Source organism: Mesorhizobium sp. M0862 (genome assembly GCF_040319795.1).
In the GTDB taxonomy this organism is placed as follows: Bacteria; Pseudomonadota; Alphaproteobacteria; order Rhizobiales; family Rhizobiaceae; genus Mesorhizobium.
This window is the reverse complement of record NZ_JAMYOJ010000032.1, coordinates 23,046-45,774: the sequence shown is the minus strand read 5'-3', so window position 1 is coordinate 45,774 and position 22,729 is coordinate 23,046. Positions and strand designations below refer to the sequence as shown.

20 protein-coding genes are annotated in these 22,729 nt (G+C 63.5%); 6 read left to right on the top strand and 14 right to left on the bottom strand.

Annotated features, from left to right (window positions below):
• Nucleotides 1-51 precede the first annotated feature (51 nt).
• Nucleotides 52-969 carry a hypothetical protein gene (locus NKI15_RS29665; RefSeq protein WP_352673564.1) on the top strand — a complete coding sequence of 306 codons (918 nt, stop codon included), beginning with the start codon at nucleotides 52-54 and terminating at the stop codon, nucleotides 967-969.
• A 90-nt stretch (nucleotides 970-1,059) separates the two neighbouring features.
• On the opposite strand, the gene NKI15_RS29660 is transcribed toward NKI15_RS29665, so the two are convergent.
• The 10 genes from NKI15_RS29660 to NKI15_RS29615 form a co-directional block, all read right to left on the bottom strand.
• Nucleotides 1,060-2,457, bottom strand: coding sequence for an NAD(P)(+) transhydrogenase (Re/Si-specific) subunit beta (locus tag NKI15_RS29660; RefSeq protein ID WP_352514623.1), 1,398 nt, complete (start codon nucleotides 2,455-2,457; stop codon nucleotides 1,060-1,062).
• A 6-nt stretch (nucleotides 2,458-2,463) separates the two neighbouring features.
• A complete protein-coding gene (locus NKI15_RS29655; RefSeq protein WP_032891560.1) occupies nucleotides 2,464-2,889 on the bottom strand; it encodes an NAD(P) transhydrogenase subunit alpha part 2 in 426 nt (141 codons plus the stop codon).
• A complete protein-coding gene (locus NKI15_RS29650) occupies nucleotides 2,889-4,166 on the bottom strand; it encodes a Re/Si-specific NAD(P)(+) transhydrogenase subunit alpha (protein ID WP_023746548.1) in 1,278 nt (425 codons plus the stop codon). Before NKI15_RS29650 ends, NKI15_RS29655 begins: the two co-directional genes overlap by 1 nt.
• Before the next feature lie 101 nt (nucleotides 4,167-4,267).
• A complete protein-coding gene (locus tag NKI15_RS29645; RefSeq protein WP_023671340.1) occupies nucleotides 4,268-4,492 on the bottom strand; it encodes an aa3-type cytochrome c oxidase subunit IV in 225 nt (74 codons plus the stop codon).
• 164 nt (nucleotides 4,493-4,656) lie between these two features.
• Nucleotides 4,657-4,806 carry a DUF3096 domain-containing protein gene (locus NKI15_RS29640; protein WP_023671341.1) on the bottom strand — a complete coding sequence of 50 codons (150 nt, stop codon included), beginning with the start codon at nucleotides 4,804-4,806 and terminating at the stop codon, nucleotides 4,657-4,659.
• A 99-nt stretch (nucleotides 4,807-4,905) separates the two neighbouring features.
• Entirely contained in the window at nucleotides 4,906-5,676 is a 771-nt protein-coding gene (locus NKI15_RS29635) for an N-acyl amino acid synthase FeeM domain-containing protein (protein WP_023683521.1), read from the bottom strand.
• A gap of 167 nt (nucleotides 5,677-5,843) precedes the next feature.
• On the bottom strand, nucleotides 5,844-8,159 hold the full coding sequence (locus tag NKI15_RS29630; RefSeq protein ID WP_023714564.1) for a putative bifunctional diguanylate cyclase/phosphodiesterase: 2,316 nt from the start codon (nucleotides 8,157-8,159) through the stop codon (nucleotides 5,844-5,846).
• 91 nt (nucleotides 8,160-8,250) lie between these two features.
• Entirely contained in the window at nucleotides 8,251-11,721 is a 3,471-nt protein-coding gene (locus NKI15_RS29625; protein WP_023746549.1) for an indolepyruvate ferredoxin oxidoreductase family protein, read from the bottom strand.
• A 221-nt stretch (nucleotides 11,722-11,942) separates the two neighbouring features.
• Nucleotides 11,943-12,473, bottom strand: a complete 531-nt coding sequence (locus NKI15_RS29620; protein WP_023746550.1) for a hypothetical protein — start codon at nucleotides 12,471-12,473, stop codon at nucleotides 11,943-11,945.
• A complete protein-coding gene (locus NKI15_RS29615) occupies nucleotides 12,466-13,074 on the bottom strand; it encodes a CGNR zinc finger domain-containing protein (RefSeq protein ID WP_023750421.1) in 609 nt (202 codons plus the stop codon). Before NKI15_RS29615 ends, NKI15_RS29620 begins: the two co-directional genes overlap by 8 nt.
• 148 nt (nucleotides 13,075-13,222) lie before the next feature.
• Between NKI15_RS29615 and NKI15_RS29610 the strand changes: the two genes are divergently transcribed.
• From NKI15_RS29610 to NKI15_RS29595, 4 genes are all read left to right on the top strand, one after another.
• Nucleotides 13,223-14,128 (top strand): branched-chain amino acid ABC transporter permease, encoded by a 906-nt coding sequence (locus NKI15_RS29610; protein ID WP_023746552.1) that lies wholly within the window; start codon nucleotides 13,223-13,225, stop codon nucleotides 14,126-14,128.
• Between the two features lie 197 nt (nucleotides 14,129-14,325).
• Nucleotides 14,326-14,931: a TRAP transporter small permease subunit gene (locus NKI15_RS29605; protein ID WP_023683517.1), complete on the top strand. Its 606-nt coding sequence runs from the start codon at nucleotides 14,326-14,328 to the stop codon at nucleotides 14,929-14,931.
• Complete coding sequence (locus NKI15_RS29600; protein ID WP_023683516.1) at nucleotides 14,928-16,706, top strand: TRAP transporter large permease; 1,779 nt, start codon at nucleotides 14,928-14,930, stop codon at nucleotides 16,704-16,706. Before NKI15_RS29605 ends, NKI15_RS29600 begins: the two co-directional genes overlap by 4 nt.
• A 33-nt stretch (nucleotides 16,707-16,739) precedes the next feature.
• A complete protein-coding gene (locus tag NKI15_RS29595) occupies nucleotides 16,740-17,768 on the top strand; it encodes a zinc-dependent alcohol dehydrogenase family protein (RefSeq protein ID WP_023683515.1) in 1,029 nt (342 codons plus the stop codon).
• Between the two features lie 251 nt (nucleotides 17,769-18,019).
• Here the strand turns inward: NKI15_RS29595 and NKI15_RS29590 are convergent, their stop codons facing one another.
• Nucleotides 18,020-19,129 carry a TRAP transporter substrate-binding protein gene (locus tag NKI15_RS29590; RefSeq protein ID WP_023671351.1) on the bottom strand — a complete coding sequence of 370 codons (1,110 nt, stop codon included), beginning with the start codon at nucleotides 19,127-19,129 and terminating at the stop codon, nucleotides 18,020-18,022.
• Between the two features lie 294 nt (nucleotides 19,130-19,423).
• Between NKI15_RS29590 and NKI15_RS29585 the strand changes: the two genes are divergently transcribed.
• Nucleotides 19,424-20,197, top strand: coding sequence for a gamma-glutamyl-gamma-aminobutyrate hydrolase family protein (locus NKI15_RS29585; protein WP_023671352.1), 774 nt, complete (start codon nucleotides 19,424-19,426; stop codon nucleotides 20,195-20,197).
• Between the two features lie 10 nt (nucleotides 20,198-20,207).
• Here the strand turns inward: NKI15_RS29585 and NKI15_RS29580 are convergent, their stop codons facing one another.
• The 3 genes from NKI15_RS29580 to NKI15_RS29570 form a co-directional block, all read right to left on the bottom strand.
• A complete protein-coding gene (locus tag NKI15_RS29580) occupies nucleotides 20,208-20,618 on the bottom strand; it encodes a hypothetical protein (protein WP_023683514.1) in 411 nt (136 codons plus the stop codon).
• An 82-nt stretch (nucleotides 20,619-20,700) separates the two neighbouring features.
• The gene (locus NKI15_RS29575) at nucleotides 20,701-21,684 is read right to left on the bottom strand and encodes a 2-hydroxyacid dehydrogenase (RefSeq protein WP_023671354.1); all 984 of its coding nucleotides are present in this window, start codon (nucleotides 21,682-21,684) and stop codon (nucleotides 20,701-20,703) included.
• On the bottom strand, nucleotides 21,681-22,703 hold the full coding sequence (locus tag NKI15_RS29570; RefSeq protein ID WP_023671355.1) for a LacI family DNA-binding transcriptional regulator: 1,023 nt from the start codon (nucleotides 22,701-22,703) through the stop codon (nucleotides 21,681-21,683). The genes NKI15_RS29575 and NKI15_RS29570 overlap by 4 nt, the downstream gene beginning before the upstream one ends.
• Nucleotides 22,704-22,729 lie beyond the last annotated feature (26 nt).

Genomic DNA, 22,729 nt, shown 5'->3' with positions numbered 1-22,729 from the left:
CCGATCCCGATCATCATTCTCATTATGCTGTTCGTACGGTAGGAGGCGTCGATGCAGTCCACCGTATCGGCTGTCGACGTATCCGCCTCAACAGAATCCTCCGCCCCGGCCGTCAGCTGGGGTCCGATCGTCGCCGGCGCCTTCGCGGCCTCGACGCTGACCTTCATCCTCATGCTGCTCGGTTCGGGGCTGGGGCTGACCATGGTCTCGCCGTGGTCCGGCGCCAGTGCCTCGCTGACCACCTTCGCGGTGTCCGGCGCCATCTGGCTCATCATCGTGCAATGGCTGTCCTCCGGGGTCGGTGGCTATCTTGCCGGACGCCTGCGCACCAAATGGGTCGGCATCCACACCGACGAGGTCTATTTCCGTGACACCGCGCACGGCCTCCTCGCCTGGGCGCTGGCGACATTGCTGGTCGTCGGCATTCTCGGGTCGGCGCTGTCGGCAGTGCTTGGTTCAGGCGTACAGGCGGCTTCTACTGTTGCCTCGGGCGCCGCCATGGGTGCTTCGGCCGGCGCGTCCGCCAATGCCGGCAGCGCACCGACCGACAATGCGACATCCTATCTCGTGGATACGCTGTTCCGTCCGGCTGATGCCGCCAGGCTCGCGGCGGCCAATCCGGACAGCGATGCCGCGGCGGTCGGACAGGCCTCGCGCATCCTCATCGCCAGTGCGGCGGCAGGCGAAATTTCGGCTGACGACAAGACCTATCTGTCGCAGCTGGTTGCCGCCCGCACCGGTGTCTCCGAGGCCGACGCCAAGGCACGTGTAGACGCCCTGGTGGCCAGGGTCGAGGACGCCAAGGTCAAGGCCAAGCAGGCCGCCGACGCCGCCCGGAAAGGCAGCGCCACCTTCGCCCTGCTTGGCGCCCTGTCGCTGGTTATCGGCGCCTTCATCGCCAGCGCTGCGGCAGCACTGGGCGGCAGGCAGCGCGACGACGAGGAAGCGGTTTTCCTGACCAGCCGCTAACCGGTCTTCAACATCGAAAAGCCCGGTCGAACCGGGCTTTTTGTTTCCGATGATGGACCGACAACCTTCCAGTGGAAGGTTGCGGCGGGGTCAGTGATCCATGGCCTTGACGATTTCCTCGGTCATCTTCTTGGCGTCGCCGAGCAGCATCATGGTGCCGTCCTTGTAGAACAGCGTGTTGTCGATGCCGGCGTAGCCCGAGCCGAGCGAGCGCTTGACGAACAGGCAGGTGCGGGCCTTGTCGACGTCGAGGATCGGCATACCGTAGATCGGCGACGACTTGTCGTCGCGGGCGGACGGATTGGTGACGTCATTAGCGCCGATGACATAGGCGACATCGGCCTGCGCGAACTCGGAGTTGATGTCTTCCAGTTCGAACACTTCGTCATAGGGAACATTGGCTTCGGCGAGCAGCACGTTCATGTGGCCGGGCATGCGGCCGGCCACGGGGTGGATGGCGTATTTGATATCCACGCCATTGGCCTTGAGCTTGTCGGCCATTTCGCGCAGCGCGTGCTGGGCCTGGGCGACCGCCATGCCGTAGCCCGGCACGATGATGACCTTCTGTGCGTTCATCATCAGATAGGCAGCGTCGTCGGCCGAGCCCTGCTTGACCGTGCGTTCGATGCCGTCATCGGCAACCGCCACGGTCTCGCCGCCGAAGCCGCCGAGGATGACCGAGATGAACGACCGGTTCATGCCCTTGCACATGATGTAGGACAGGATGGCGCCGGACGAGCCGACCAGCGCGCCGGTGATGATCAACGCCAGATTGCCAAGCGTGAAGCCGAGTGCCGCGGCGGCCCAGCCGGAATAAGAATTCAGCATCGAGACGACGACCGGCATGTCGGCGCCGCCGATCGGGATGATCAAGAGGACGCCGAGCGCCAGCGACGCCGCGACGATCAGCCAGAATACCAGCTTGGCCTCGGTGGTGACCAGAAGCACGATCAGCACGATCAGCGCGATGCCGAGGACCGCGTTGATGATGTGACGGCCGCCGATCATGATCGGCTTGCCCGACATGCGGCCATCGAGCTTGAGGAAGGCGATGACGGAGCCGGTGAAGGTGATGGCGCCGATGGCAACGCCAAGGCTCATCTCGATCAGCGCCTGGGCGTGGATGTCGCCATTCGTGCCGATGCCGAAACTTTCCGGCGCGTAGATGGCGGCTGCCGCGACCATGACGGCGGCAAGGCCGACCAGCGAGTGGAAGGCGGCGACCAGCTGCGGCATCGACGTCATGGCGATGCGGCGCGCTGTAACGGCGCCGACGCCGCCGCCGATGGCTAGACCAAGCACGATCAGGCCGAAGCGCCCGGCGGACGGAGTCGCCAGCGCCAGCGTGGTGGCGATGGCAATGCCCATGCCGATCATGCCGTAGAGATTGCCTTGGCGGCTGGTGGTCGGATGAGATAGGCCGCGAAGCGCCATGATGAACAGGACGCCAGAGACCAGGTAGAGGAAGGACGCGAAGTTGGCGTTCATGGCGCTCTACCGGTCCTTCTTCTTGTACATGGCCAGCATGCGCTGGGTGACCAGGAAGCCGCCAAAGATGTTGACCGAGACCAGCATCAGCGCGACGAAGCCGAAGCCGGTGGCAATGCCGGAGGCCGAGATGCCGACGGCCAGCAGCGCGCCGACGACGATGACCGAGGAGATGGCGTTGGTGACCGCCATCAGCGGCGTGTGCAGCGCCGGCGTCACCGACCAAACGACGTAGTATCCGACGAAGATCGCAAGTACGAAGATGGCGAAGCGGAAGACGAAGGGATCGATGGCGCCGCCGGACAGTGCGTGCGCGGCATCGCCCGCCGCATCGACGCCACCGGGCGCGTTGGCCAGGTTCTGCACAGCCAGCCGGACGGCGGCACTTGCCTGGTCGAGCTGATCGAGGGCTTTCTGCAAGGTCTGATCCATCACGCGATCCCCTTCGGCTTGGCGGCGGACTTGCCGGCAGTGGCTTTGTCGGACGCCTTTTTCGGTGCAGCCTTCTTCGGCGTGGCATCAGCCACCATGGTCTCGGCCGGCATGGCCGCCGGTTCGATATGGGGCTGTTCCGCCGCCTTGGCGAAGGCCGGATGCACCACGCGGCCAGCGTCGGTCAGCATCGTCGCCTTAACCAGATCGTCTTCGCGGTTGATGGCGAGCGTCTTGCTGGTCTTGTCGACCAGCGTCTCGAGGAAGGCGAACAGGTTCCTGGCGTAGAGCAGCGAGGCCGATGCGGCGACGCGGCCGGGCACGTTGAGGTGGCCGACGATCTTAACGTTGTTGGCCGTCGTCACCACCTGACCCGCAACCGCGCCTTCGACATTGCCGCCGCGCTCGACGGCGAGGTCGACGATCACCGAACCCGGCTTCATCGAGGCGACCATCGCCGCCGACACCAGCTTCGGCGCCGGCCGGCCGGGGATCAGCGCCGTGGTGATGACGATGTCCTGCTTGGCGATGTGCTCAGCGGTGAGCGCTGCCTGCTTGGCCTGGTACTCCTTCGACATTTCCTTGGCGTAGCCGCCGGCGGTCTCGGCCGCCTTGAACTCCTCGTCCTCGACGGCGAGGAACTTTGCGCCAAGCGACGCCACCTGTTCCTTGGCGGCGGGACGAACGTCGGTGGCGGTGACGACAGCGCCGAGACGGCGCGCCGTGGCGATCGCCTGCAGGCCGGCAACGCCGACGCCCATGATGAAGATCTTCGCCGCCGGCACGGTGCCGGCCGCAGTCATCATCATCGGCAGCGCGCGGTCATACTCCGATGCGCCGTCAATCACGGCCTGGTAGCCGGCGAGATTGGCCTGCGACGACAGCACATCCATCGACTGGGCGCGGGTGATGCGCGGCATGAATTCCATCGAGAAGGCGGTGATCCCAGCCTCGGCAAGCGCCGCGACCGCGGCATCATTGCCGTAGGGATCCATGATGGCAATGACCGCCGCACCCGATTTGTAGCCCTTCAACTCGGCATCGGTCGGCCGGCGCACCTTCAGCACTACATTCGCCCGGCTCGCATCCGAAGCCTTGCCGATCGCGGCGCCCGCCTTGGCGAACTCCTCATCGGGAATGCGCGACCTGGTGCCGGCGCCCGTCTCGACGGTGACGTCGAAGCCCAGCGCCGCCAGCCGCTTCACGGTATCGGGCGAGGCCGCGACACGAGGCTCGCTGGCATCGAGCTCGCGAGGGATGAAAACCGTCTGTCCCACCGCATGATCCTTTCGGCTGGAACCTGTTTGCGCAAGAGTGCGGCTTTGCGAAAGAGTGCGGCCGGATGTCCGGCTACGCCCTTGGCAAGGGTCTGAAGAGACTATCGGAGAATGAAGGCGCCGAGGGCTAGGATCAGCACGAACAGGATGGTCGCGGAGAAGAAACCGCCTGCGAAGAAGCCGAAAGCCATGGCCAGGAGCAGGGCGCCGCAGAACAGCGAGCCGTATTTGGCCAGCGCCAGAAAGCCATGATAGGTGCGGTCATGTTCGGCATAGTCCATCTTCGCGCCCAGTTCGACAGGACCGGTCGGCGTGTGATCAGCCATAGGAATACCCCTTCGAAGACATCTTTGAGGCACATAGCGAAAAGCCGGGCCAAGAGCAATGGCGCTATTGCCGCACGACCAGTGACAACAGCCTCAAAGGAATGTTGAAAGCCGGCGATAGGGCTTGTCGCCGGCCTAACGTCGAACGTTGAGGGTTTTGCGTTTCAACCGGCCAGATGCGGAAACAGCCCGAGCAGCCCAATGACGATCAGATAGAGCGCGACGATGTAGTTGAGCAGCCGCGGCATCACCAGGATCAGCACGCCGGCAATCAGCGAGATCAGCGGGGTCAGTGCTAGCTCGGGAATATGCATGTCGGTTCCTTTCTATGGCCGCGTCGGCGTCATCCAGAACGCGGAAGCGGCGGGAAAGCTCCAGAGTTCGCGTGCCAAATTACGCAGGCTTCAGTGGTGTCAGGCGGCTTCGCGGAAAAACTTGGCGGTGGGCAGGATGGTTAGCGGTGCGAGTTCGCCGCTCTTGGGGCGTTGGAAGAGCATGCGCTGCTCGAACGCCGTGGAGTTGAAGAACGGGAAGCGATCCAGCGTCGCCTGCATGTTTTCGGAGCACTTCGACTGGAACAGATGCACGGGAACGGTGAGACCGGGATAGATGCGCGGGGGCACCGCCTGCTCGGAACGGAAGATGCGATGATAGAAGCCGGCATGCTCTTCCTTGACCGCCGTCAGGCAATATGTCGGTTTGAAGTGGCTGCAAGCTACGACCGCAAGCCTGAGCGTCACGTAGGGCAGCACGCGCAGGCTGGTCGACCACTCGATATCGGCAGCGAAACGGCTTGGATCGACGAACGTCTCGCCAACTGCCAGCCGCCGCGCCAGCGTGTCGCCGAACACGGCGGTGCTGGGGGAAACAGGGTATTTCGCGCAGGCGTAGTGGATTCTGATGGTGCTGACCAGAACACCATCGAAGAACACGCCAAATCGGTAGGAATTGCGCAGATCGTCGAAGTCGTCCTTTACCATACGCGAGGCATCGGGCTTCACCATGCCAGCATGAAGGTAGGATTTGTAGCGAAGTCGATAGATGGCTTCCAAATCCTCGGCACCGTCGCAAAGGCGATACTCGACGTGCTCCAGGACGTCCATGATATGACGAGAAAACACCGAAGGAGACTGAGCGGTGGCCCTAGAAGCCACCAGAGGCATACCTGCTAGCTGAGTTTCCATTGTTACCCTCGTGCCGTCGCAACTAAACCATACCGGACGACCGAATGAACAAGAAGATGAAACTCTAATCGTCTGTGTTTACCGAATATTAACGTTAACAATAGGTTAACGTTTTGGCAATTCACAGCTTTTGTGACGGCTTTCAAGCGCGATTTAAAGGTTGGGCTTCATGTGGTCGCGAGTTTGGCGACGGGCCGCAATTCCGCGGCGAAGGGCCAGGTCACATTGGACATCGTTTCGATGCCGGACGCGCTGAGAGCTGCGCCGAAGAGGAAGCCCTGGACGAGGTCGGGTTTCACCGAATGCACCAGGATCTTCAGCTGTTCGAACGTTTCCACACCTTCGATGGTGACGGTCAGCCCGAGCACGCGGGTCAGGTCGACGATGCCCTTCAACAAGTCGAGCGAACGCTTGTTCTGGGTCACGTCCATCAGGAACGAACGGTCGATCTTGATCTTGTCGAGCGGCAGCTTGTGGAGGTAGCTCAGGCTTGAATAGCCGGTGCCGAAATCGTCGAGCGCGATGCGCACGCCAAGCTGCTTCAGTTCCTCGATATACTGGCGCGTCAGCGATTTGTCGTCGAGCAGCGCGGTTTCGGTGACTTCGATCTCGAGGCGGCCGGCGGCGAGCCCCGAAGTGGCAAGCGCGTCGCGAACCTTCTGGACGACGTCGCGGCTGCGGAAATCCTTGGCCGAAAGGTTGACCGAGACGCTGGTCTGTGCGGGCCATTTGGCGCATTCGGCGCAGGCCGCCGCGAGCACGAAGGTGCTGATCTCGGAAATGATGCCCATTTCTTCGGCCAGCGGAATGAAGACGCTGGGCGAAACCGGCCCAAGGTCGGGATGATCCCAGCGGCACAGCGCCTCGCAGCTGGCGATGCGCATGGTGTTCATCGCCACGATGGGCTGATAGACCACCCGCAAGGCCTTGCCTTCGACCGCCGTGCGCAGGTCGGCCTTCATCATCTGGCGGTTGCGGAACGCCGCATCCATCGCCGCCTCGAACAGTCGCCAGTTGTTCTTGCCGAGTTCCTTGGCCTTGTAGAGCGCCAGATCCGCCTTGACGATCATGGCGTCGACATCGGTGTCCTCGACCCTGGACAGCACGGCGCCCGCGCTTGCCTGGATGCGCAGGCTGTGACCAGCGACATCGACTTCGCCCTGCAGATCGGCAAAGATCTGGTCGAGCAGGCCGGTCAGATGGCTTTCATCCTCGACGCGGTCGAAGAAGATCATGAACTCGTCGCCGCCGAAGCGGCTGACATTGACGCCTTGCCCGGCGACGGCCGCCAGTCGCTCGGCAACGGCATAGATCAGCCCATCGCCAACCGGATGGCCAAGTGTGTCGTTGACGCTCTTGAAATCGTCGAGATCGAGCACCGCCAGGGCGCACAGCCGGTCGCGGCTGCCCGACGCCATGGCCTCGCCGACGAGCTCATGGAAATAGGCGCGGTTCGGCAGGCCGGTGAGGCTGTCATAGCGCGCCATGAAGCGGATCTTTTCTTCGGACTCGACGCGGGCGGTGACGTCCTCGAAGGTGATGACGCCGAGGTCCTGATTGCCCTCGCGGGCCGAGAACTCGTAGTGCTGGCCATTGGAGAAGGAGACCAGCACCTTGCGGTCACGGCCTTCGCGCAACGCGCGCGTCAGCTGCGCTTCGACATAGCGGCAGTCTTTCGGCGCCAGCATGCCGCCCGCAACGCCGCGCAGGAGCAGCGAATGGATCGACCGCCCGAGCAGCTGGTCGGGAGAGCGCAGCGACATCAGATGCGCGGCTTCGGCATTGCCGACCACGACCTTGCCGTCGGGTCCGAGCATGACCAGGCCATGCGACATGGTGTTGAGTGCGCGGTTGAAGCGCTGCGCGATTTGCCTCGCCTGCTTATGCCCGACCACGGCCGAGAACAGCACGTTGCGCACATGGTCGGCACTGCCCTTGATGATGAACATGAACGGGATGATGAGCAGCCCAAGCACGACACTGGGGATGTCAAACCTGAGGATAAGGGCTGCTGCGATCGGCCCGACGAAGGTTACCGCGAAGATCGTGACCATGCGGGGCGAGCCGTAGTTTCGGCCTACGACCGTGACCAGAGAGCCAAGCGTTATGGCGAGCGCTGCGATCTCGGCATACGCATCCGAGTAGACATAGATCGAAATGAAGCAGAACAGGCCCAGCATCAGCCCCTGGATGCTGCCGTTCAGGATATATTCGCGCTCCCATCGTGTCGCATCCAAGGCATCGTGGATGGAACCACCCAGGCGATGGAACCGCCGCAAGCTGAAATACCGCCAAACGCCGATGCCAAGCAGTGCTCCGGCAAGAACCAGGAAGACAGGCTGGCCGTTGCGCCAATAGACCATAAGGCTGGCGGTTGCGTGGCAAAGCGCGCCAATGACCAGCATATGCGCGTTGTCAAACAACGAGCGCACAAACTGGATATAAACATCCACAGGGATGTTATCGGTCTTTGTTCTGCCCATTACTGGCGCCCAACTGAACCACAGCCTTGGCATAGTCCCATTAAAAAACCTTTAGCTCGCGCTGAAGGGCCTGTTTTTCCGGCCCTTTTGGCTACTCAGCGGCTTGTAATGCGCTTGGCTGCACCGGCAACTTGAATCGTTCAAGAAGGCGATTTCGTTCATCCGCCGCCTTTTCGGCGCTGGCCTGCCTGACATGGCCGTAGCCGCGAATGAGCGCCGGCACCGAGGCAAGGGCGATGGCGGCCTCGATCCTGCCTGGCGCAAGTGCTTTGGCGACAAGCTCCAGATCGGCCTCATAGCCGGCCAGAAGCTGCCGCTCCATGCGCCGCTCAGTGCTGTAGCCGAACACGTCGAAGGCCGTGCCGCGCAGGCCTTTCAGCGCCGCCAGCAGGCGAAATCCCTTCATCATCCACGGGCCGAAGCTCGATTTCCTCGGCTTGCCGTCATTGCCGCGCCTGCCCATGATCGGCGGCGCCAGATGAAATTCGAGCTTTTCGTAGCTCTGGAACTGTTTTGAGAGCTCCATAGCGAAGGAGCCGTCGGTGTAGAGCCGCGCCACCTCATATTCGTCCTTGATCGCCATCAGCTTGAACAGGTTTCTGGCGGCGGCCTCGGTCACCGCGGTCGAGCCAGGCACGGCCTTGGCCTCGGCAGCACGCAAAACCGCCAGCTTCTCGGCGTAGCGCCTGCCATAGGCGGCATTCTGATAGGCAGAGAGGAAAGCGACGCGGCGGGCGATGATATCGTCCAGCGTCTTGGCGATCTCAGTGGCCTTGCCCGGCTGGGCGACCAGGCCGCGCACAAACTCCGGCTGATGCGCGGCGCGCCGGCCCCAGCGGAAGGCGGCGATGTTCATCGCCACCGCCTCGCCGTTCAATTCGATTGCATTTTCAACGGCTTGCGCCGACAGCGGCAGCCCGCCATGCTGGAAGGCGAAGCCGAGCATGAACATGTTGGCGCCGAGCGAATTGCCGAACAATTGGGTGGCGGTGCCCGTCGCGTCGAAGAAATGCGTCTTGTCGTCGCCAGCGGCAGCGCGGATCGCCTTCTTCAGGCGCTCGATGGGCAGCGAGAAATCGGCCGAGCGGGCGAACTCGCCAGGCATGATCTCGGCGGTGTTGGCAAGGAAGATGGTATGGCCTTCGCGCACCGCGCCAAGCACCTTCTTGGCGCCGGACACGACAAGGTCGCAGCCGAGTACCAGGTCGGCCTTGCCGGCCGAAACGCGGATCGCGTGGATGTCGTCCGGCGTGCGGGCGATGCGGACATGAGTGAACACCGAACCGCCCTTCTGGGCGAGGCCGGCCATGTCGATCATGCCGCAGCCCTTGTCCTCGAGATGGGCGGCCATACCGAGCACAGCACCTATGGTGACGACGCCGGTGCCGCCGACGCCGTCGATGATCGCCGCCCAACCCTCGCTACCGAGCGGGAATTCGGCTGGCACCGGCACGCCGTCAAGCGGGTCGGAGCGCCCGGCAATGCCTTCGGCCTTCCTGATCTTGGCGCCGTGCACGGTGACGAAGGACGGGCAGAAGCCGTTGACGCAGGAGAAGTCCTTGTTGCAGCTCGACTGGTCTATTCTGCGCTTGCGGCCGAACTCGGTTTCGACCGGCTGGATCGAGACGCAGTTCGATTGCACCCCGCAATCGCCGCAGCCCTCGCAGACCAGTTCGTTGATGAAGACCCGCTTGTCGGGATCCGGGAAGGTGCCGCGCTTGCGGCGGCGGCGCTTTTCGGCGGCGCAGGTCTGGTCGTAGAGCAGCACCGAGACGCCCTTGACGTCGCGCAGCTCGCGCTGAACGAGGTCGAGGTCGTCGCGGTGGTGGATGGTGGCGCCGAAGGGGAATTCGGCCTTCCCCGCATATTTGTCCGGCTCGTCGGTGACGATGGCGATGCGCTCGACGCCTTCGGCGCGCACCTGCCTGGCGATCATGTCGACAGTCAGGCCGCCCTCATGCGGCTGGCCGCCGGTCATGGCGACGGCGTCGTTGTAGAGGATCTTGTAGGTGATGTTGGCATCGGTCGACAGCGCGAAGCGGATCGCCAGCGTGCCGGAGTGATTGTAGGTCCCGTCGCCGAGATTCTGGAAAATGTGGCCGCGCTTGGAGAATGGCGCCTGGCCGACCCATTGTGCGCCCTCGCCGCCCATGGCGGTGAAGCCGACCGTGTTGCGGTCCATCCACAGCGCCATGAAATGGCAGCCGATACCGGCGGCGGCGATCGAGCCGTCCGGCACCTTGGTCGAGGAATTGTGCGGGCAGCCGGAGCAGAAGAACGGCGTGCGCGAACCGATATCGCTGGTGTCGGCAAGCATCGCCTGGAACTGGCGCAGCTTTGCCACCTTTGCAGTGATCTCTTCCGAAGGGCCGATTGTGCGCAGGATGCGCTCGCCCAGCGCAATGGCGATCTCGTTGGGGTCGAGCGCGCCCTTGGCCGGGAACAGCCAGTCGCCGCGCTCGTCCTTCTTGCCGACGATCATCGGCTGGGTGGCGGTGCCGTAGAGGTTTTCGCGCAGTTGCACCTCGATCAGCGAGCGCTTCTCCTCGACGACGACGATGGTGTCGAGGCCGCGGGCGAATTCGGCGATATGCTGCAGGTCGAGCGGCCAGGGGCAGCCGACCTTGAACAGGCGGATGCCGATGCGGTTGGCGGCGGCCTCGTCGATGCCGATGTCTTCCAGCGCCTGGCGGACATCGAGATAGCTCTTGCCCAGCGTGATGATACCGAGCTTCGGCGCGCGGCCGCCCGAATAGACGATGCGGTTCAGGCCGTTGGCATGGATGAAGGCGGATGCAGCGGCGCGCTTGTATTCATGCAGCCGCTCCTCCTGGCCGAGCATGTCGATCTCATCGCGGATGTTGAGGCCGCCGGGCGGCATATCGAACTCCGGCACGACGATGTTCAGGCGCTCGAGCGCGGCATCGACGGAGGCCGTGGATTCGATGTTGTCCTTGACGCATTTGATAGCCGCCCAGGTGCCGGCGAAGCGCGACATGGCAAAGCCGTAGAGGCCGTAGTCGATGATCTCCTGAACGCCGGCCGGGTTGAGGATCGGCACCATGGTGTCGACGAACAGGAATTCGGTGGCGTGCGCATTGGTCGATGATTCGGCCATATGATCGTCGCCCATCAGCGCAAGCACGCCGCCATACTTCGACGTTCCCGCGAGGTTGGCGTGGCGGAAAACGTCGCCGGAGCGGTCGACGCCCGGTCCCTTGCCGTACCAGACCGAAAACACCCCGTCATGCTTGCCTTCGCCCATTAATTCCGTCTGCTGAGAGCCCCAGCAGGCGGTGGCGGCAAGCTCCTCGTTGAGGCCGGGCTGGAAGACGATGTCGGCCTGCGCCAGCTGCTTTTTCGCCCGCCACAGCTGCATATCGAGGCCGCCGAGCGGCGAGCCGCGATAACCGGACACGAAGCCGGCCGTGTTGAGGCCGGCCCGGCGGTCGCGCTCGCGTTGCATCAAAAGCATGCGGATGACCGCCTGTGCGCCGGACAGGAAGATGCGCTCCTTACCAAGATCGAACTTGTCGTCGAGCGCGACGTCGTGCAGCGTCATCAGGCATTTCCTCTGCGGAGACAGCACCGGGGGCGCGCAGCCAACGTAGGAGTGAGATGGCGCAGTCTTTCTCCGCTTGCAAGGCAGGTCAAACGAAATCGAAAGTGCCAGGCAAAGCGCAACGAACGATCCGCTGCCGTCGCGTATTCGGCACGAAATCGGTCCGCGGCGGTTGTCCGGCGACCAGAAATTTCCACGCAGTCGCGCCGGGCAAAGACGCGTCAGCCTTTCGAGCAATCCGGCTTCGGCTCACCCGGCAGCTTGCCGTCGGGATGGCCGGCAAGATCGGGATTGGCCGTATAGAGCTGGTCGACCACCAGCGGCCGGTCGGGAAGGATCGACTGGTCCTCGCTCGACATCAGCGTCGTGTCGATCTTCTGCAGGAACGTGCCGTCAGGACCCCTGATGCTGATCGAAATCGCATAGGGCTTGTCCTTGACGATACAGGTCAGCGCCGGGCTTTCCAGGCTGACCTTGTCGAGCTTCGGCCAGACCTTCTGCTCGATCACCAGGGGAGGACCGCCAGCCGGATTCTGGAAGCTGGCGACCGCAACCTGGCCTTCGCCCATCGGCTGCAGGGGCCGCAGCGTCACGACATAGGTCGCCCGGGCGAGGCGGTAATTGAAGACGACGACCTTGCCGGAAACCTCGAACAGCTTGCCGTCGCCGCCGGTGTCGCGGCAGGCGCCAAGCGCAACGGCTGCAATGAGCGCAGCACCGACAAGGATCGAACGAAAAACAACCCTAAGCATTGTTGACCTCATGTGCCGCCGTGCGGCGGCGATAGTGACGGCTTGCTTTCTGGCGGTTGCCGCACACAGCCATATCGCACCAAAGGCGGCTGGAATTGCGGCTCCTGTCGACGAACAGCCAGCTGCAATTGGGACAGATCCTGAGCCTGGCGACCGTGTCGTCGCGCAGCAGCGACAAGGCCGAAACCGCCAGCGCCGCCTCGAACGCGATCGGCGTCGATGGATCGCCGAACGGTCTACCCGGTGCGCCGATTTCGGCAGGGCTCCGATCGAGGCCGTTGGCGCAGGCCTTGAGAAAAGCGGCGAGGTCGCCGGCGGCAAGCGCACCTTTCGACACCGCGCCGCGAAACAGGCGGTCGGTCGTCTCGCGGATCGCCAGCACCACCGGAGCGATGCTGTCCGGCGAGGTCGCCTCCAGCGGTCTGCCGCCAAGCTCGGCACCGCGAAAGCCGGTTGCGGCGTTGGCGAAGCGCGCGATCTCGGCCGGATCGGCAAAACGGTCGAAAGTCTTTTCCGGATCGTTGCGCAACACCACGGTGTTGGCCGTATCGAGCGCAAGAATGCCGCCGGTGAAGCGATGTGGGGTCCAAGATACTGTCATATCAGAAATCTAACCGATAAATCGCGTTTGACAAGTTAGATTTTACGATGCAAACCTTGGCGCGGGCTCCGGCGCAGGATTTTGTTGAGGCAAGTCGTTGCCCCAAAACCGCTTTGCACTTTTGGGCGACATGCCCTGAAAGCTGTCCATGCTCTATTTCTTCCAGCAGGTGCTGAACGGGCTGCATTCCGGCGCGCTCTATGCGCTGCTTGCCTTCGGCTACGTGCTGACCAACGGCATCCTGCACCGGACCAATCTCGCCTATGGCGCGCTGTTCGCCTTTTGCGGCCAGACGATGATCCTGACCGTGGCCTTCGGCTATCAGGTATTGTGGCTGACCTTGCTGGCGGCAGTGGTGCTCGGCGTCGTCACGGCTTTCTTTTATGCCGCGCTGATCGGCCACGTGCTGTCGCGCAGCGTCTTCGAACCGCTGGCCGACCGCACGCCCAATGCCATTGTGGTGACGACGCTCGGCATCCTGCTGGTGCTGTCGGAAGCAAGCCGTATCGCCGCCGACACGCATGATTGGTGGCTGCCGCCGATGCTGGCGCAGCCCATCGTTTTTGCTCAGGATGCCGGCTTCCAGGCGACGCTGACGCTGATCCAGCTCATCGATTGCGCGGTGGTTCTGGCGGCAATCATGCTCGCTGCATGGGCGTTTGCCCGCTCGGGCTTCGGCCGCCGCTGGCGCGCCGTCTCCGACGATCCCAAAGCGGCTGCCATGTGCGGCGTGGACGTGCGTGCAGTGTTCCGGCATGCGGTGCTGTTCGGCGGTTTCTGCGCCGCGCTGGCCGGAATCATGGCCGCCCTTTACTACGGCAATGTCAGCTTCGGCTCCGGCCTTGTCTACGGGCTGAAAATCCTGTTCGTGACGGCGGTGGGCGGCTATCTCTCTCCGCCTCGGGCCGCGCTCGGTGCGGCCGCCTTCGGCATGGCGGAGTCGCTATGGGCCGGCTATTTCCCGGTCGAATGGCGCGATGGCTGGATGTATCTGTTCCTGGTCGCGGCACTTGTGCTGATCGGTCCTGGCCGCGACCAGCAGAAGATCGCCTGATCGCCGCATCCGCTGTCAGACTTTGGTTGCATGACGCAGCAGCCGGTCGGCACTTTATCCCCTGCCTCCCGTCACGACGGCGTTGATCGCGCCATGCCATGTTGACCCGCCGAACCACGCACGGCATACCGTTGGGCCACAGCGGCGCGACGGAAAATAGGGGAGCCGGCGCGCCTTCGACCTGAGGGAGGAAATGCATGGCAGGGCTGCTCGCTCTATCGAGAACGATTGACCGTATGAACGAGTTCATCGGCAGGTGGATATCGTGGCTGATCCTGCTGGCAATCCTGGTCAGCGCCGCCAATGCCATCATCCGCAAGGTCTTCGACGTCTCGTCGAATGCCTGGCTGGAACTGCAGTGGTACCTGTTCGGCGCCGCCTTCATGCTGGCCGCCGCCTATACGCTGAAGCAGAATGACCATATCCGCATCGACATCGTCTACGGCATGTGGTCGCGCCGCGTGCAGCACTGGATCGACCTGCTCGGTCATGTCTTCTTCCTGATGCCGTTCGTGACGCTGATGGTGATCTATTTTGTCCCCTACGTGTCGCTGTCGTTCCGCAGCGGCGAAATGTCGAACAATTCCGGCGGCCTGATCATCTGGCCGGCCAAGGCAATCCTGCTCGTCGGCTTCTTCCTGCTGGCGCTGCAAGGCATCTCCGAGATCATCAAGAAGATCGCCATCATGCGCGGCGACATGGACGATCCCAATCCGTTCATCTCGGTGCACGAACAGGCCGAGCTCGAGGCTAAAGCCCTTGCTGAAGAGGCCAAGGCGCTCGCCCAGGAGGCGCGCCCATGATCGAGTTCATCGCCCAGAACATGGCGCCGATCATGTTCGCTTCGCTGATCATCTTCCTGCTGATCGGCTATCCCGTCGCTTTTTCACTCGCCGCAAACGGCCTGATGTTCTTCTTCATCGGTGTCGTGCTGTCGCCCTATTCGGGCGGCTCGATCAACCTGGCGTGGCCGCTGCTGCATGCGCTGCCCGACAATTTCTACGGCAGCCGGGTGATGTCGAACGACACGCTCTTGGCAATCCCGTTCTTCACCTTCATGGGCATCGTGCTGGAACGATCGGGCATGGCCGAGGACCTGCTCGACACGATCGGCCAGCTGTTCGGCCCGGTTCGCGGCGGCCTTGCCTATGCGGTGATTTTCGTCGGCGCGCTGCTTGCCGCGACCACGGGCGTGGTCGCGGCTTCGGTCATCGCCATGGGCCTGATCTCGCTGCCGATCATGCTGCGCTACGGCTATGACCGACGACTGGCGTCGGGCGTCATCGCGGCATCCGGCACACTCGCCCAGATCATCCCGCCGTCGCTGGTGCTGATCGTTCTGGCCGACCAGCTCGGCCGTTCGGTCGGCGACATGTATGCCGGCGCGCTGATCCCCGGCCTGGTGCTGACCGGCCTTTACACGCTCTACATCCTGATCATGTCGATCGTCCGGCCGAACTCGATGCCGGCGTTGCCGCTGGCGGCCCGCACGCTTGGCCACGGCGTGCTGTCGCTGCTCGCGGCACTGCTGGTGGCAGTCGCGGCTTCCTATGCGGCCTATCGCTACCTTGCGCCGGCGCATGGCGACAATGCCGATATCCTTGGCGCCAGCATCGGGGTGATCCTGATCTATATCGTGGCGATCGCCGACAAGGGCCTGAACATCAACATGATGTCCAGGTTGGCGCAGCAGGTGATCATCGTTTTGATCCCGCCTCTGGCGCTGATCTTCCTGGTGCTGGGCACCATCTTCCTCGGCATCGCCACCCCGACGGAGGGCGGCGCCATGGGCGCGGTTGGCGCCCTGGCGATGGCGGCAATGAAGGGGCGGTTGTCGCTGGATGTCATCAAACAGGCGCTCGCGTCGACCACCAGGCTTTCCTCCTTCGTGCTGTTCATCCTGATCGGCGCGCGGGTGTTCTCGCTGACCTTCTACGGCGTCAACGGCCACGTCTGGGTCGAGCATTTGTTGACGTCGCTGCCGGGCGGCGAAGTCGGCTTCCTGATCGGCGTCAACATCCTGGTCTTCGTGCTCGCCTTCTTCCTCGACTTCTTCGAGCTCGCCTTCATCATCGTACCGCTCTTGGCGCCGGCTGCCGATAAGCTCGGCATCGACCTGATCTGGTTCGGCGTGCTGCTCGGCGTCAACATGCAGACAAGCTTCATGCACCCGCCTTTCGGCTTTGCGCTGTTCTACCTGCGCTCTGTCGCCGCGCGCGTGCCCTATCTCGATCGCCTCACCGGCAAGCAGATCGCGCCGGTGACCACCGGCCAGATCTATTGGGGCGCCGTGCCCTTCGTCTGCATCCAGGTGATCATGATCGGGCTGACCATCGCCTTCCCGCAAATGGTCATGCGCTACAAGGGTGCGGCCGTCGATCCGGGAACGATCGAGATCAACTTGCCTGATATGCCAGGCCTTGCGCCTCTCGGCACACCACCACCAGCCAACGGTGGCCCATCACCCGCGGCGCCACCGTCGAACGATCTCTCGCAGCCGCCGAATTTCGGCGAGACGCCGCCCGCCAAGCCGGCGGCGCCGGCGACCGACCTGTCGCAGCCGCCGAACTTCAACTGATGTGTGAACACTGAGAACCTGAGTGAGGATGTCATGAGAGCCGTGCGCCTGGAAGCCGTGGGCAGCATTGCGCTACGGGAGGTCGACAAGCCTGTTGCGGGACCGCAGGACGTTCTGGTGCGCGTCGAAGCCTGCGGCGTTTGCGGCACCGACCGTCACCTCCTCCACGGCGAATTCCCTTCGAGCCCGCCGGTGACGCTTGGTCACGAATTCTGCGGCATCGTGGAGGCTGTCGGCGATGCGGTTTCCGGCATCGCCATCGGTGACCGTGTTACCGGCGATCCCAACATCTTCTGCGGACGCTGCAGTCATTGCCGAGCCGGCCGCGTCAATCTGTGCAGCAATCTCAGGGCCATCGGCATCCATCGCGACGGCGGCTTCGCCGACTACGTCGTGATGCCGCAGAGCCAGGCCTTTCTTCTGCCTGCGAACCTCAAGCCAACGCATGGCGCCTTCTGCGAGCCGCTGGCCTGCTGCCTGCACGCTGTCGACCTCGCCGGAATCAGACCCGGCGCTGCCGTGGTGGTGCTTGGTGGCGGCGTCATCGGCCTGCTTACCGTGCAATTGGCGAGGCTCGCAGGAGCGGCGACCATCATCCTGTCGACGCGGCAGGCCTCCCGCCGTGCGCTCGCCGAAGAGCTCGGTGCAACGGCGACGGTCGACCCAAACGCGGTCGACCCGATCGAGGCGATCGCCGGCCCAACCGGCCTTGTGCCCGGCGGGGCCGACGTGGTGCTCGAATGCGCCGGTGTCCCCGATACCGTCGAACAATCGATGCGGCTGGCGAAGTCCGGCGGCTCGGTGGTGATCGTCGGCGTGATGCCGCAAGGCGTGAAAGTGCCCTTCGAACCGTTCGACATCCTGTTTCGCGAACTGAAGGTTCTCGGCTCGTTCATCAACCCCTTCACCCACAGGCGGGCGGCGGACCTTGTCGCGTCCGGCGCAATCGAGATCGACAAGCTCATCTCAAGGCAGGTCGGCCTGGAGGAAGCCGCCTCGGTGATCGCCAATCCGGCAGCGCCCGGCGAGGTCAAGGTGTTGGTGGTGCCGGGCATGGAATGAAGGGCAGCCTCAATCCTGCGGCGTTGGCGATTGGCGAAACGGCGATGACCGCGCCCCTCTCCCCGTCACTATACGGGGACAGGATGCCGGCAGGCAGGTGAGGGGTAGCGTCAACGCTCGGAAAAATAAGCTATAATTTCGGGGCGGCTACCAAGCCCAAGGCGATCGATCGCCGAAGTTTGCGCCGCCCCTCATCCACCTGCCGGGACCTTCTCCCCGTATAGTGACGGGGAGAAGGGACAGATCCCAGCCTACAGTTTGCCGTTGCGCTGCTGGACCATCATGAAGGTGTCGTAATTGTACTCGGCCACCTGCGCCCACAGATAGTGCTCCTTGCGGAAGCCCTTGATCGAGTCCCAGATCTTCTTGAACGGTGCGTTGGTGGCTTCCATTTCGGTGTAGACCTCATTGGCCTTCTCGAAACAGGCGGCCATGATGTCCTGGCTGAACGGGCGCAATTTCGCGCCGCCGGCCACCAGCCGCTTCACCGCCGCAGGATTGAGAAAATCGTATTTCTGCAGCATGTTGGCGTCCGCCGCCTGCGCGGCGGTGTGCACAAGCGACTTGTAGGCGGGCGACAGCTCCTCGTACTTGGCCTTGTTGAACAAGAGATGGACGGTCGGGCCGCCTTCCCACCAGCCGGGATAATAGTAGTAGGGCGCGACCTTGTAGAAGCCGAGCTTCTCGTCGTCATAGGGGCCGACCCATTCGGCGGCGTCGATCGTGCCTTTTTCCAGCGCCGGATAGATGTCGCCACCGGCGATCTGCTGCGGCACGACGCCGAGCTTCTGCACCACTTTGCCGGCAAAGCCGCCGATGCGCATCTTGAGGCCGGACAGGTCGGCGACGGTGTTGATCTCCTTGCGGAACCAGCCGCCCATCTGCACGCCGGTGTTGCCGCCGGGCAGGCCGAAAAGACCCTGCGTGGCAAGAAACTCGTTGAACAGGTCGATGCCGCCGCCATGATAGTGCCAGGCGTTCATGCCGCGCGCGTTGAGCGAGAACGGCACCGCCGCACCGAGCGCCCATGTCGGGTCCTTGCCCCAATAATAGTATGACACCGTGTGGCAGGCCTCGACGGTGCCGGCAGTGGTGGCGTCGGCGGCCTGCAGGCCGGGCACGAGTTCGCCGGAGGCGAAGACCTGGACCTGGAAATTGCCGTCCGTCGCCTCAGACAGCATCTTGGAGAAGACTTCGGCGCCGCCATAGATCGTATCGAGTGACTTGGGAAAGGATGACGCCAACCGCCACGTCACTTTCGGATTGGACTGGGCGATTGCCGGTGCGGCTAGCGTAGCGGCAGCCGCCGCTGCGCCCACGCCGGTGACCCCGGCCTTGCGGATGAATGAACGACGATCCATGCAGTTCCTCCCTATTGGACCAACAACCGATATCAGGGACATCTCCTCACGTCCGGTATCGATTTGCCCGAAACAATACACGGGCAAAAGGTCGAGTCCAGCATGGTGGCGGGATTTGACGGCGGCGCTGGCGACAAATCCGCGGGCCGGCCGGCCAGCCTGCAACTATAGTCTAACGTTCGCCGCGTGGCCCATGCGAGATGGCGAAACTTGCCATGGAAAAGCGCCTTCGGATCGCCTATTTTGCAGGCACAATAGCTATTCGCTTCGCGCCAAATGGAATCCGGACCCAAAATGCACCAGCCGCTCGTCGCCATATCAACCGACGTCCGTCAGTTCGACAACTACACCTGGCATGCCGTCCCGCAGCAATATATCGAGGCAGCACTTTCCGGCGCCGGCGTGTTCCCGCTTTTGGTGCCGTCATTCGGTGACCGGCTCGACTTCGACGAGCTGTTGTCTTCGGTCGACGGTGTCATGGTCACTGGCTCGAAGTCCAACGTGCATCCATCGCTCTATGGCGGCGACGCCAGCGAAGCCAACGGCCCCTACGACCCGGCGCGCGATTCCACCACGCTGCCGCTAATCCGCAAGGCGATCGAGCGCGGCGTGCCGCTGCTTGCCATCTGCCGCGGCATCCAGGAGTTGAACGTTGCGCTGGGCGGCACGCTTGGCACCGAGATCCAGGAGCGCGAAGGCTCGCTCGACCATCGCGCGCCGGTGAGCGACAACCAGGACGAACGCTTCGCCATTCACCAGACCATTTCGATCAAGCCGGGCAGCTGCCTGGCCGGCGTGTTTGGCGCCGGCGACATCAAGGTCAACTCGCTGCACCGCCAAGGCATCGACCGGCTCGGCTCGAAGCTGCAGGTCGAGGCGGTTGCCGGCGACGGCACGGTGGAGGCAGTTTCGGTGAAGGACGCCCGCGCCTTCGCCGTCGGCGTGCAATGGCACCCCGAATACTGGGTCAAGTCGGACAACAACTCGGCCAAGATCTTCCGCGCCTTCGGCGATGCGGTGCGGCTGCATGCGGCGGCGAAGGCCGGCGCGCGGGCGGCGGCGGAATAAATCCCGACGATCAATTGCCGGCGGATTGATCCCGTTCGCCGGTTGTCGCCAGCGAAAGCAGCGGCGTGGCCGGAGCGTAGGATTCGTAGCCGTCGCCATCCGCAACCGAGAAGGTGACGATCGGGTCGGTGCCGTCGGCGCTGAACGCGATCGTGCCGTCCTCGCCCTCTCGCCAGAATTTTGCCCGCTCGATCCCCGGCAGCAACCCGCGGCAGTTCGGCGCCACGGTCAACAGCGACAGGCCATCGTCAATCGCGGCGCCGCGGCTAACCGCGCAGTCGCCTTCGTCGCCATTGGCGACCAGCCTGAAGGTGGTTGCCGGCCTTGCTTCATTGGCCGAACTTTCACTGCTGCCGCCGTGAAACAGCTGAAAGCCGGCGAAAAGTGCCGCTGCCGCAATCAATGCGGGAAGTTTCGTCATCTTGCACTCCGCGCCCCCCGGCGCAGATGCAGAATGATTCCAAAGCGTTAAGCCGACGTTAACGAGTGTGGCAGACAGCCGCTCAGCTTCGTGGCTTGACTTGCGCCGTCTCCGGCACCGGGGTCAGTGGCCGGCGCTCGCTGAACCAGGATACCAGATTGTCGACGCACAGATCCGCCATGGCGCGGCGCGTGTGGTGCGAGGCCGAACCGACATGGGGCAAAAGCGAGGTGTTGGGCGCCTCCAGCAAAGCCTTGGGCACATTCGGTTCATCGGCGAAAACATCGAGCCCGGCCGCGGCGATGGTGCCGTTGGCAAGCGCTGCGGCGAGGTCTGCCTCGTCGACCGTGCTGCCACGGCCGATGTTGACGAAAACGCCGTTGGCGCCAAGCGCCGCCAGGATTTCGGCATTGACCGCCTTCTCCGTGGAAGCGCCGCCCGGCACTACGGAAATCAGCGTATCGACCGCTTCGGCAAGGCCCTTCAGCGTCGGGTGGTATTCATAAGCCAGACCTTCGACCTTGCGCCTGTTGTGGTAGGCCACCGGCAGCCCGAACGCTTCCAGCCGGCGCGCAATGGCAAGGCCGATGCGGCCCATGCCGAAAATGCCGACATGCCGACCGCGCAAGGTCAGCCGGCTCAGGGGATAGTTGCCCTTCTTCACCCAACTGCCGTCGCGCAGCCATTTCTCGGCGTTGTAAAGTTCACGCACGGTGTTGAGCAAAAGGCCGATCGTGGTGTCGGCGACCTCCTCGGTCAAAACATCGGGGGTGTTGGTGACCATGATGTTTTTCTTGGCCGCATGGCCGGCATCGACCGAATCATAGCCGACGCCGAAGGAGGCGATGAGTTCGAGGTTGGGCAATGCATCCATCAATGCCGCATTGACGCCGGCAAAGGACGCAATGGCGCGCACGTCATGGCGCATCTCCTCGGTGACCAGGGCGGGATCGGCGCGCTCTATCTTGACCCGCTTGAAGGTGCGGTCGATGCGCTCGACCGCATGGTCGTTGAAATGTCCCGGCACCAGAACGGCGACGGTCTGCAACGCATCAGTCTTGGTCATGCACGCTCCACCGGCTTGCCGGTCGACTGGCGCACATGCAGTTCCGGCTTGATCAGTTCCTGTGACGGCCGTACCGCCTGTCCGTTCAGCTTGTCGAGCAGCGCGCTGGCGGCACGGCGGCCGACCTCTCGCTGGCCATTCCAGACTGTGGTGAGCGCCGGTGTCGCGATTGCCGCCTCCTCGAGATCGTCATAGCCGGTCACCGAGATGTCGGCGCCCGGCACCAGGCCGGCGCGGGCAATGCCGTTCATCAGGCCGATGGCGACCAGATCATTCCAGCAGCAAGCGGCGGTTGGCTTGTCTTTAAGCGCCAGAAACTGTCCAGCCGCCTCGAATCCGCCCTGCTTGGTGCGCGGCCCGGCGATGCGCCAGGACGGCCTGACCTCAAGCCCGGCGGCCTCCATGGCGTTGAGATAGCCCTGGTAGCGGTCGCGCCCGGTCGAGGTCTGGTCGGTGCCGCCGATCATGGCGATGCGCTTGTGCCCGAGCGAGATCAGATGATTGGTGGCAAGTGCCGTGCCATAGGCATCGTCGCCGCGAAACACCGGCACGTCGGCGCCTTCCACGCTGCGTGCGATCAGCACCGCCGGCAGGCCGTTTTCCTCGGCCATGACGATGTCGGAGGCCGGCGTGCCGATGGCCGGGGACATGATGACGCCGTCGGCGCCGAGCTGCAGCAGCGTGTCGATGAAGGTGCGTTGCTTTTCCAGCTGGTCGTAGTGATTGGACAGGATGAAGGTCTGCCGGCTGCGATCGAGTTCGCTCTCGATCGAGCGCAGGATCTCGGCGAAGAACGGGTTCATGATGTCATGCACGACGACGCCGACAATGCCCGAGCGCGAGGTGCGCAGTGAGGCGGCGCGGCGGTTGTAGATATAACCGATGGCCCGCGCATGTTCCTTGATGCGGTCACGCGTGGCGCCGGCGACCAGCGGGCTGTCGCGCAAGGCGAGGGAGACCGTGGCCGTGGACACGCCAAGCGCATCCGCGATCGTCGAAAGCTTGATCTTTTGTGCCAGCCCTTCGCTCCCCGAGTTTTTTTAAA

What these genes read in the sequence shown, in the direction of transcription:
- NKI15_RS29665 (WP_352673564.1), top strand. Translation starts at nt 52, where the DNA reads ATGCAGTCCACCGTATCGGCTGTCGACGTATCCGCCTCAACAGAATCC.
- NKI15_RS29660 (WP_352514623.1), bottom strand. Translation starts at nt 2,457, where the DNA reads ATGAACGCCAACTTCGCGTCCTTCCTCTACCTGGTCTCTGGCGTCCTG.
- NKI15_RS29655 (WP_032891560.1), bottom strand. Translation starts at nt 2,889, where the DNA reads ATGGATCAGACCTTGCAGAAAGCCCTCGATCAGCTCGACCAGGCAAGT.
- NKI15_RS29645 (WP_023671340.1), bottom strand. Translation starts at nt 4,492, where the DNA reads ATGGCTGATCACACGCCGACCGGTCCTGTCGAACTGGGCGCGAAGATG.
- NKI15_RS29640 (WP_023671341.1), bottom strand. Translation starts at nt 4,806, where the DNA reads ATGCATATTCCCGAGCTAGCACTGACCCCGCTGATCTCGCTGATTGCC.
- NKI15_RS29635 (WP_023683521.1), bottom strand. Translation starts at nt 5,676, where the DNA reads ATGGAAACTCAGCTAGCAGGTATGCCTCTGGTGGCTTCTAGGGCCACC.
- NKI15_RS29630 (WP_023714564.1), bottom strand. Translation starts at nt 8,159, where the DNA reads ATGGGCAGAACAAAGACCGATAACATCCCTGTGGATGTTTATATCCAG.
- NKI15_RS29625 (WP_023746549.1), bottom strand. Translation starts at nt 11,721, where the DNA reads ATGACGCTGCACGACGTCGCGCTCGACGACAAGTTCGATCTTGGTAAG.
- NKI15_RS29620 (WP_023746550.1), bottom strand. Translation starts at nt 12,473, where the DNA reads ATGCTTAGGGTTGTTTTTCGTTCGATCCTTGTCGGTGCTGCGCTCATT.
- NKI15_RS29615 (WP_023750421.1), bottom strand. Translation starts at nt 13,074, where the DNA reads ATGACAGTATCTTGGACCCCACATCGCTTCACCGGCGGCATTCTTGCG.
- NKI15_RS29610 (WP_023746552.1), top strand. Translation starts at nt 13,223, where the DNA reads ATGCTCTATTTCTTCCAGCAGGTGCTGAACGGGCTGCATTCCGGCGCG.
- NKI15_RS29605 (WP_023683517.1), top strand. Translation starts at nt 14,326, where the DNA reads ATGGCAGGGCTGCTCGCTCTATCGAGAACGATTGACCGTATGAACGAG.
- NKI15_RS29600 (WP_023683516.1), top strand. Translation starts at nt 14,928, where the DNA reads ATGATCGAGTTCATCGCCCAGAACATGGCGCCGATCATGTTCGCTTCG.
- NKI15_RS29595 (WP_023683515.1), top strand. Translation starts at nt 16,740, where the DNA reads ATGAGAGCCGTGCGCCTGGAAGCCGTGGGCAGCATTGCGCTACGGGAG.
- NKI15_RS29590 (WP_023671351.1), bottom strand. Translation starts at nt 19,129, where the DNA reads ATGGATCGTCGTTCATTCATCCGCAAGGCCGGGGTCACCGGCGTGGGC.
- NKI15_RS29585 (WP_023671352.1), top strand. Translation starts at nt 19,424, where the DNA reads ATGCACCAGCCGCTCGTCGCCATATCAACCGACGTCCGTCAGTTCGAC.
- NKI15_RS29580 (WP_023683514.1), bottom strand. Translation starts at nt 20,618, where the DNA reads ATGACGAAACTTCCCGCATTGATTGCGGCAGCGGCACTTTTCGCCGGC.
- NKI15_RS29575 (WP_023671354.1), bottom strand. Translation starts at nt 21,684, where the DNA reads ATGACCAAGACTGATGCGTTGCAGACCGTCGCCGTTCTGGTGCCGGGA.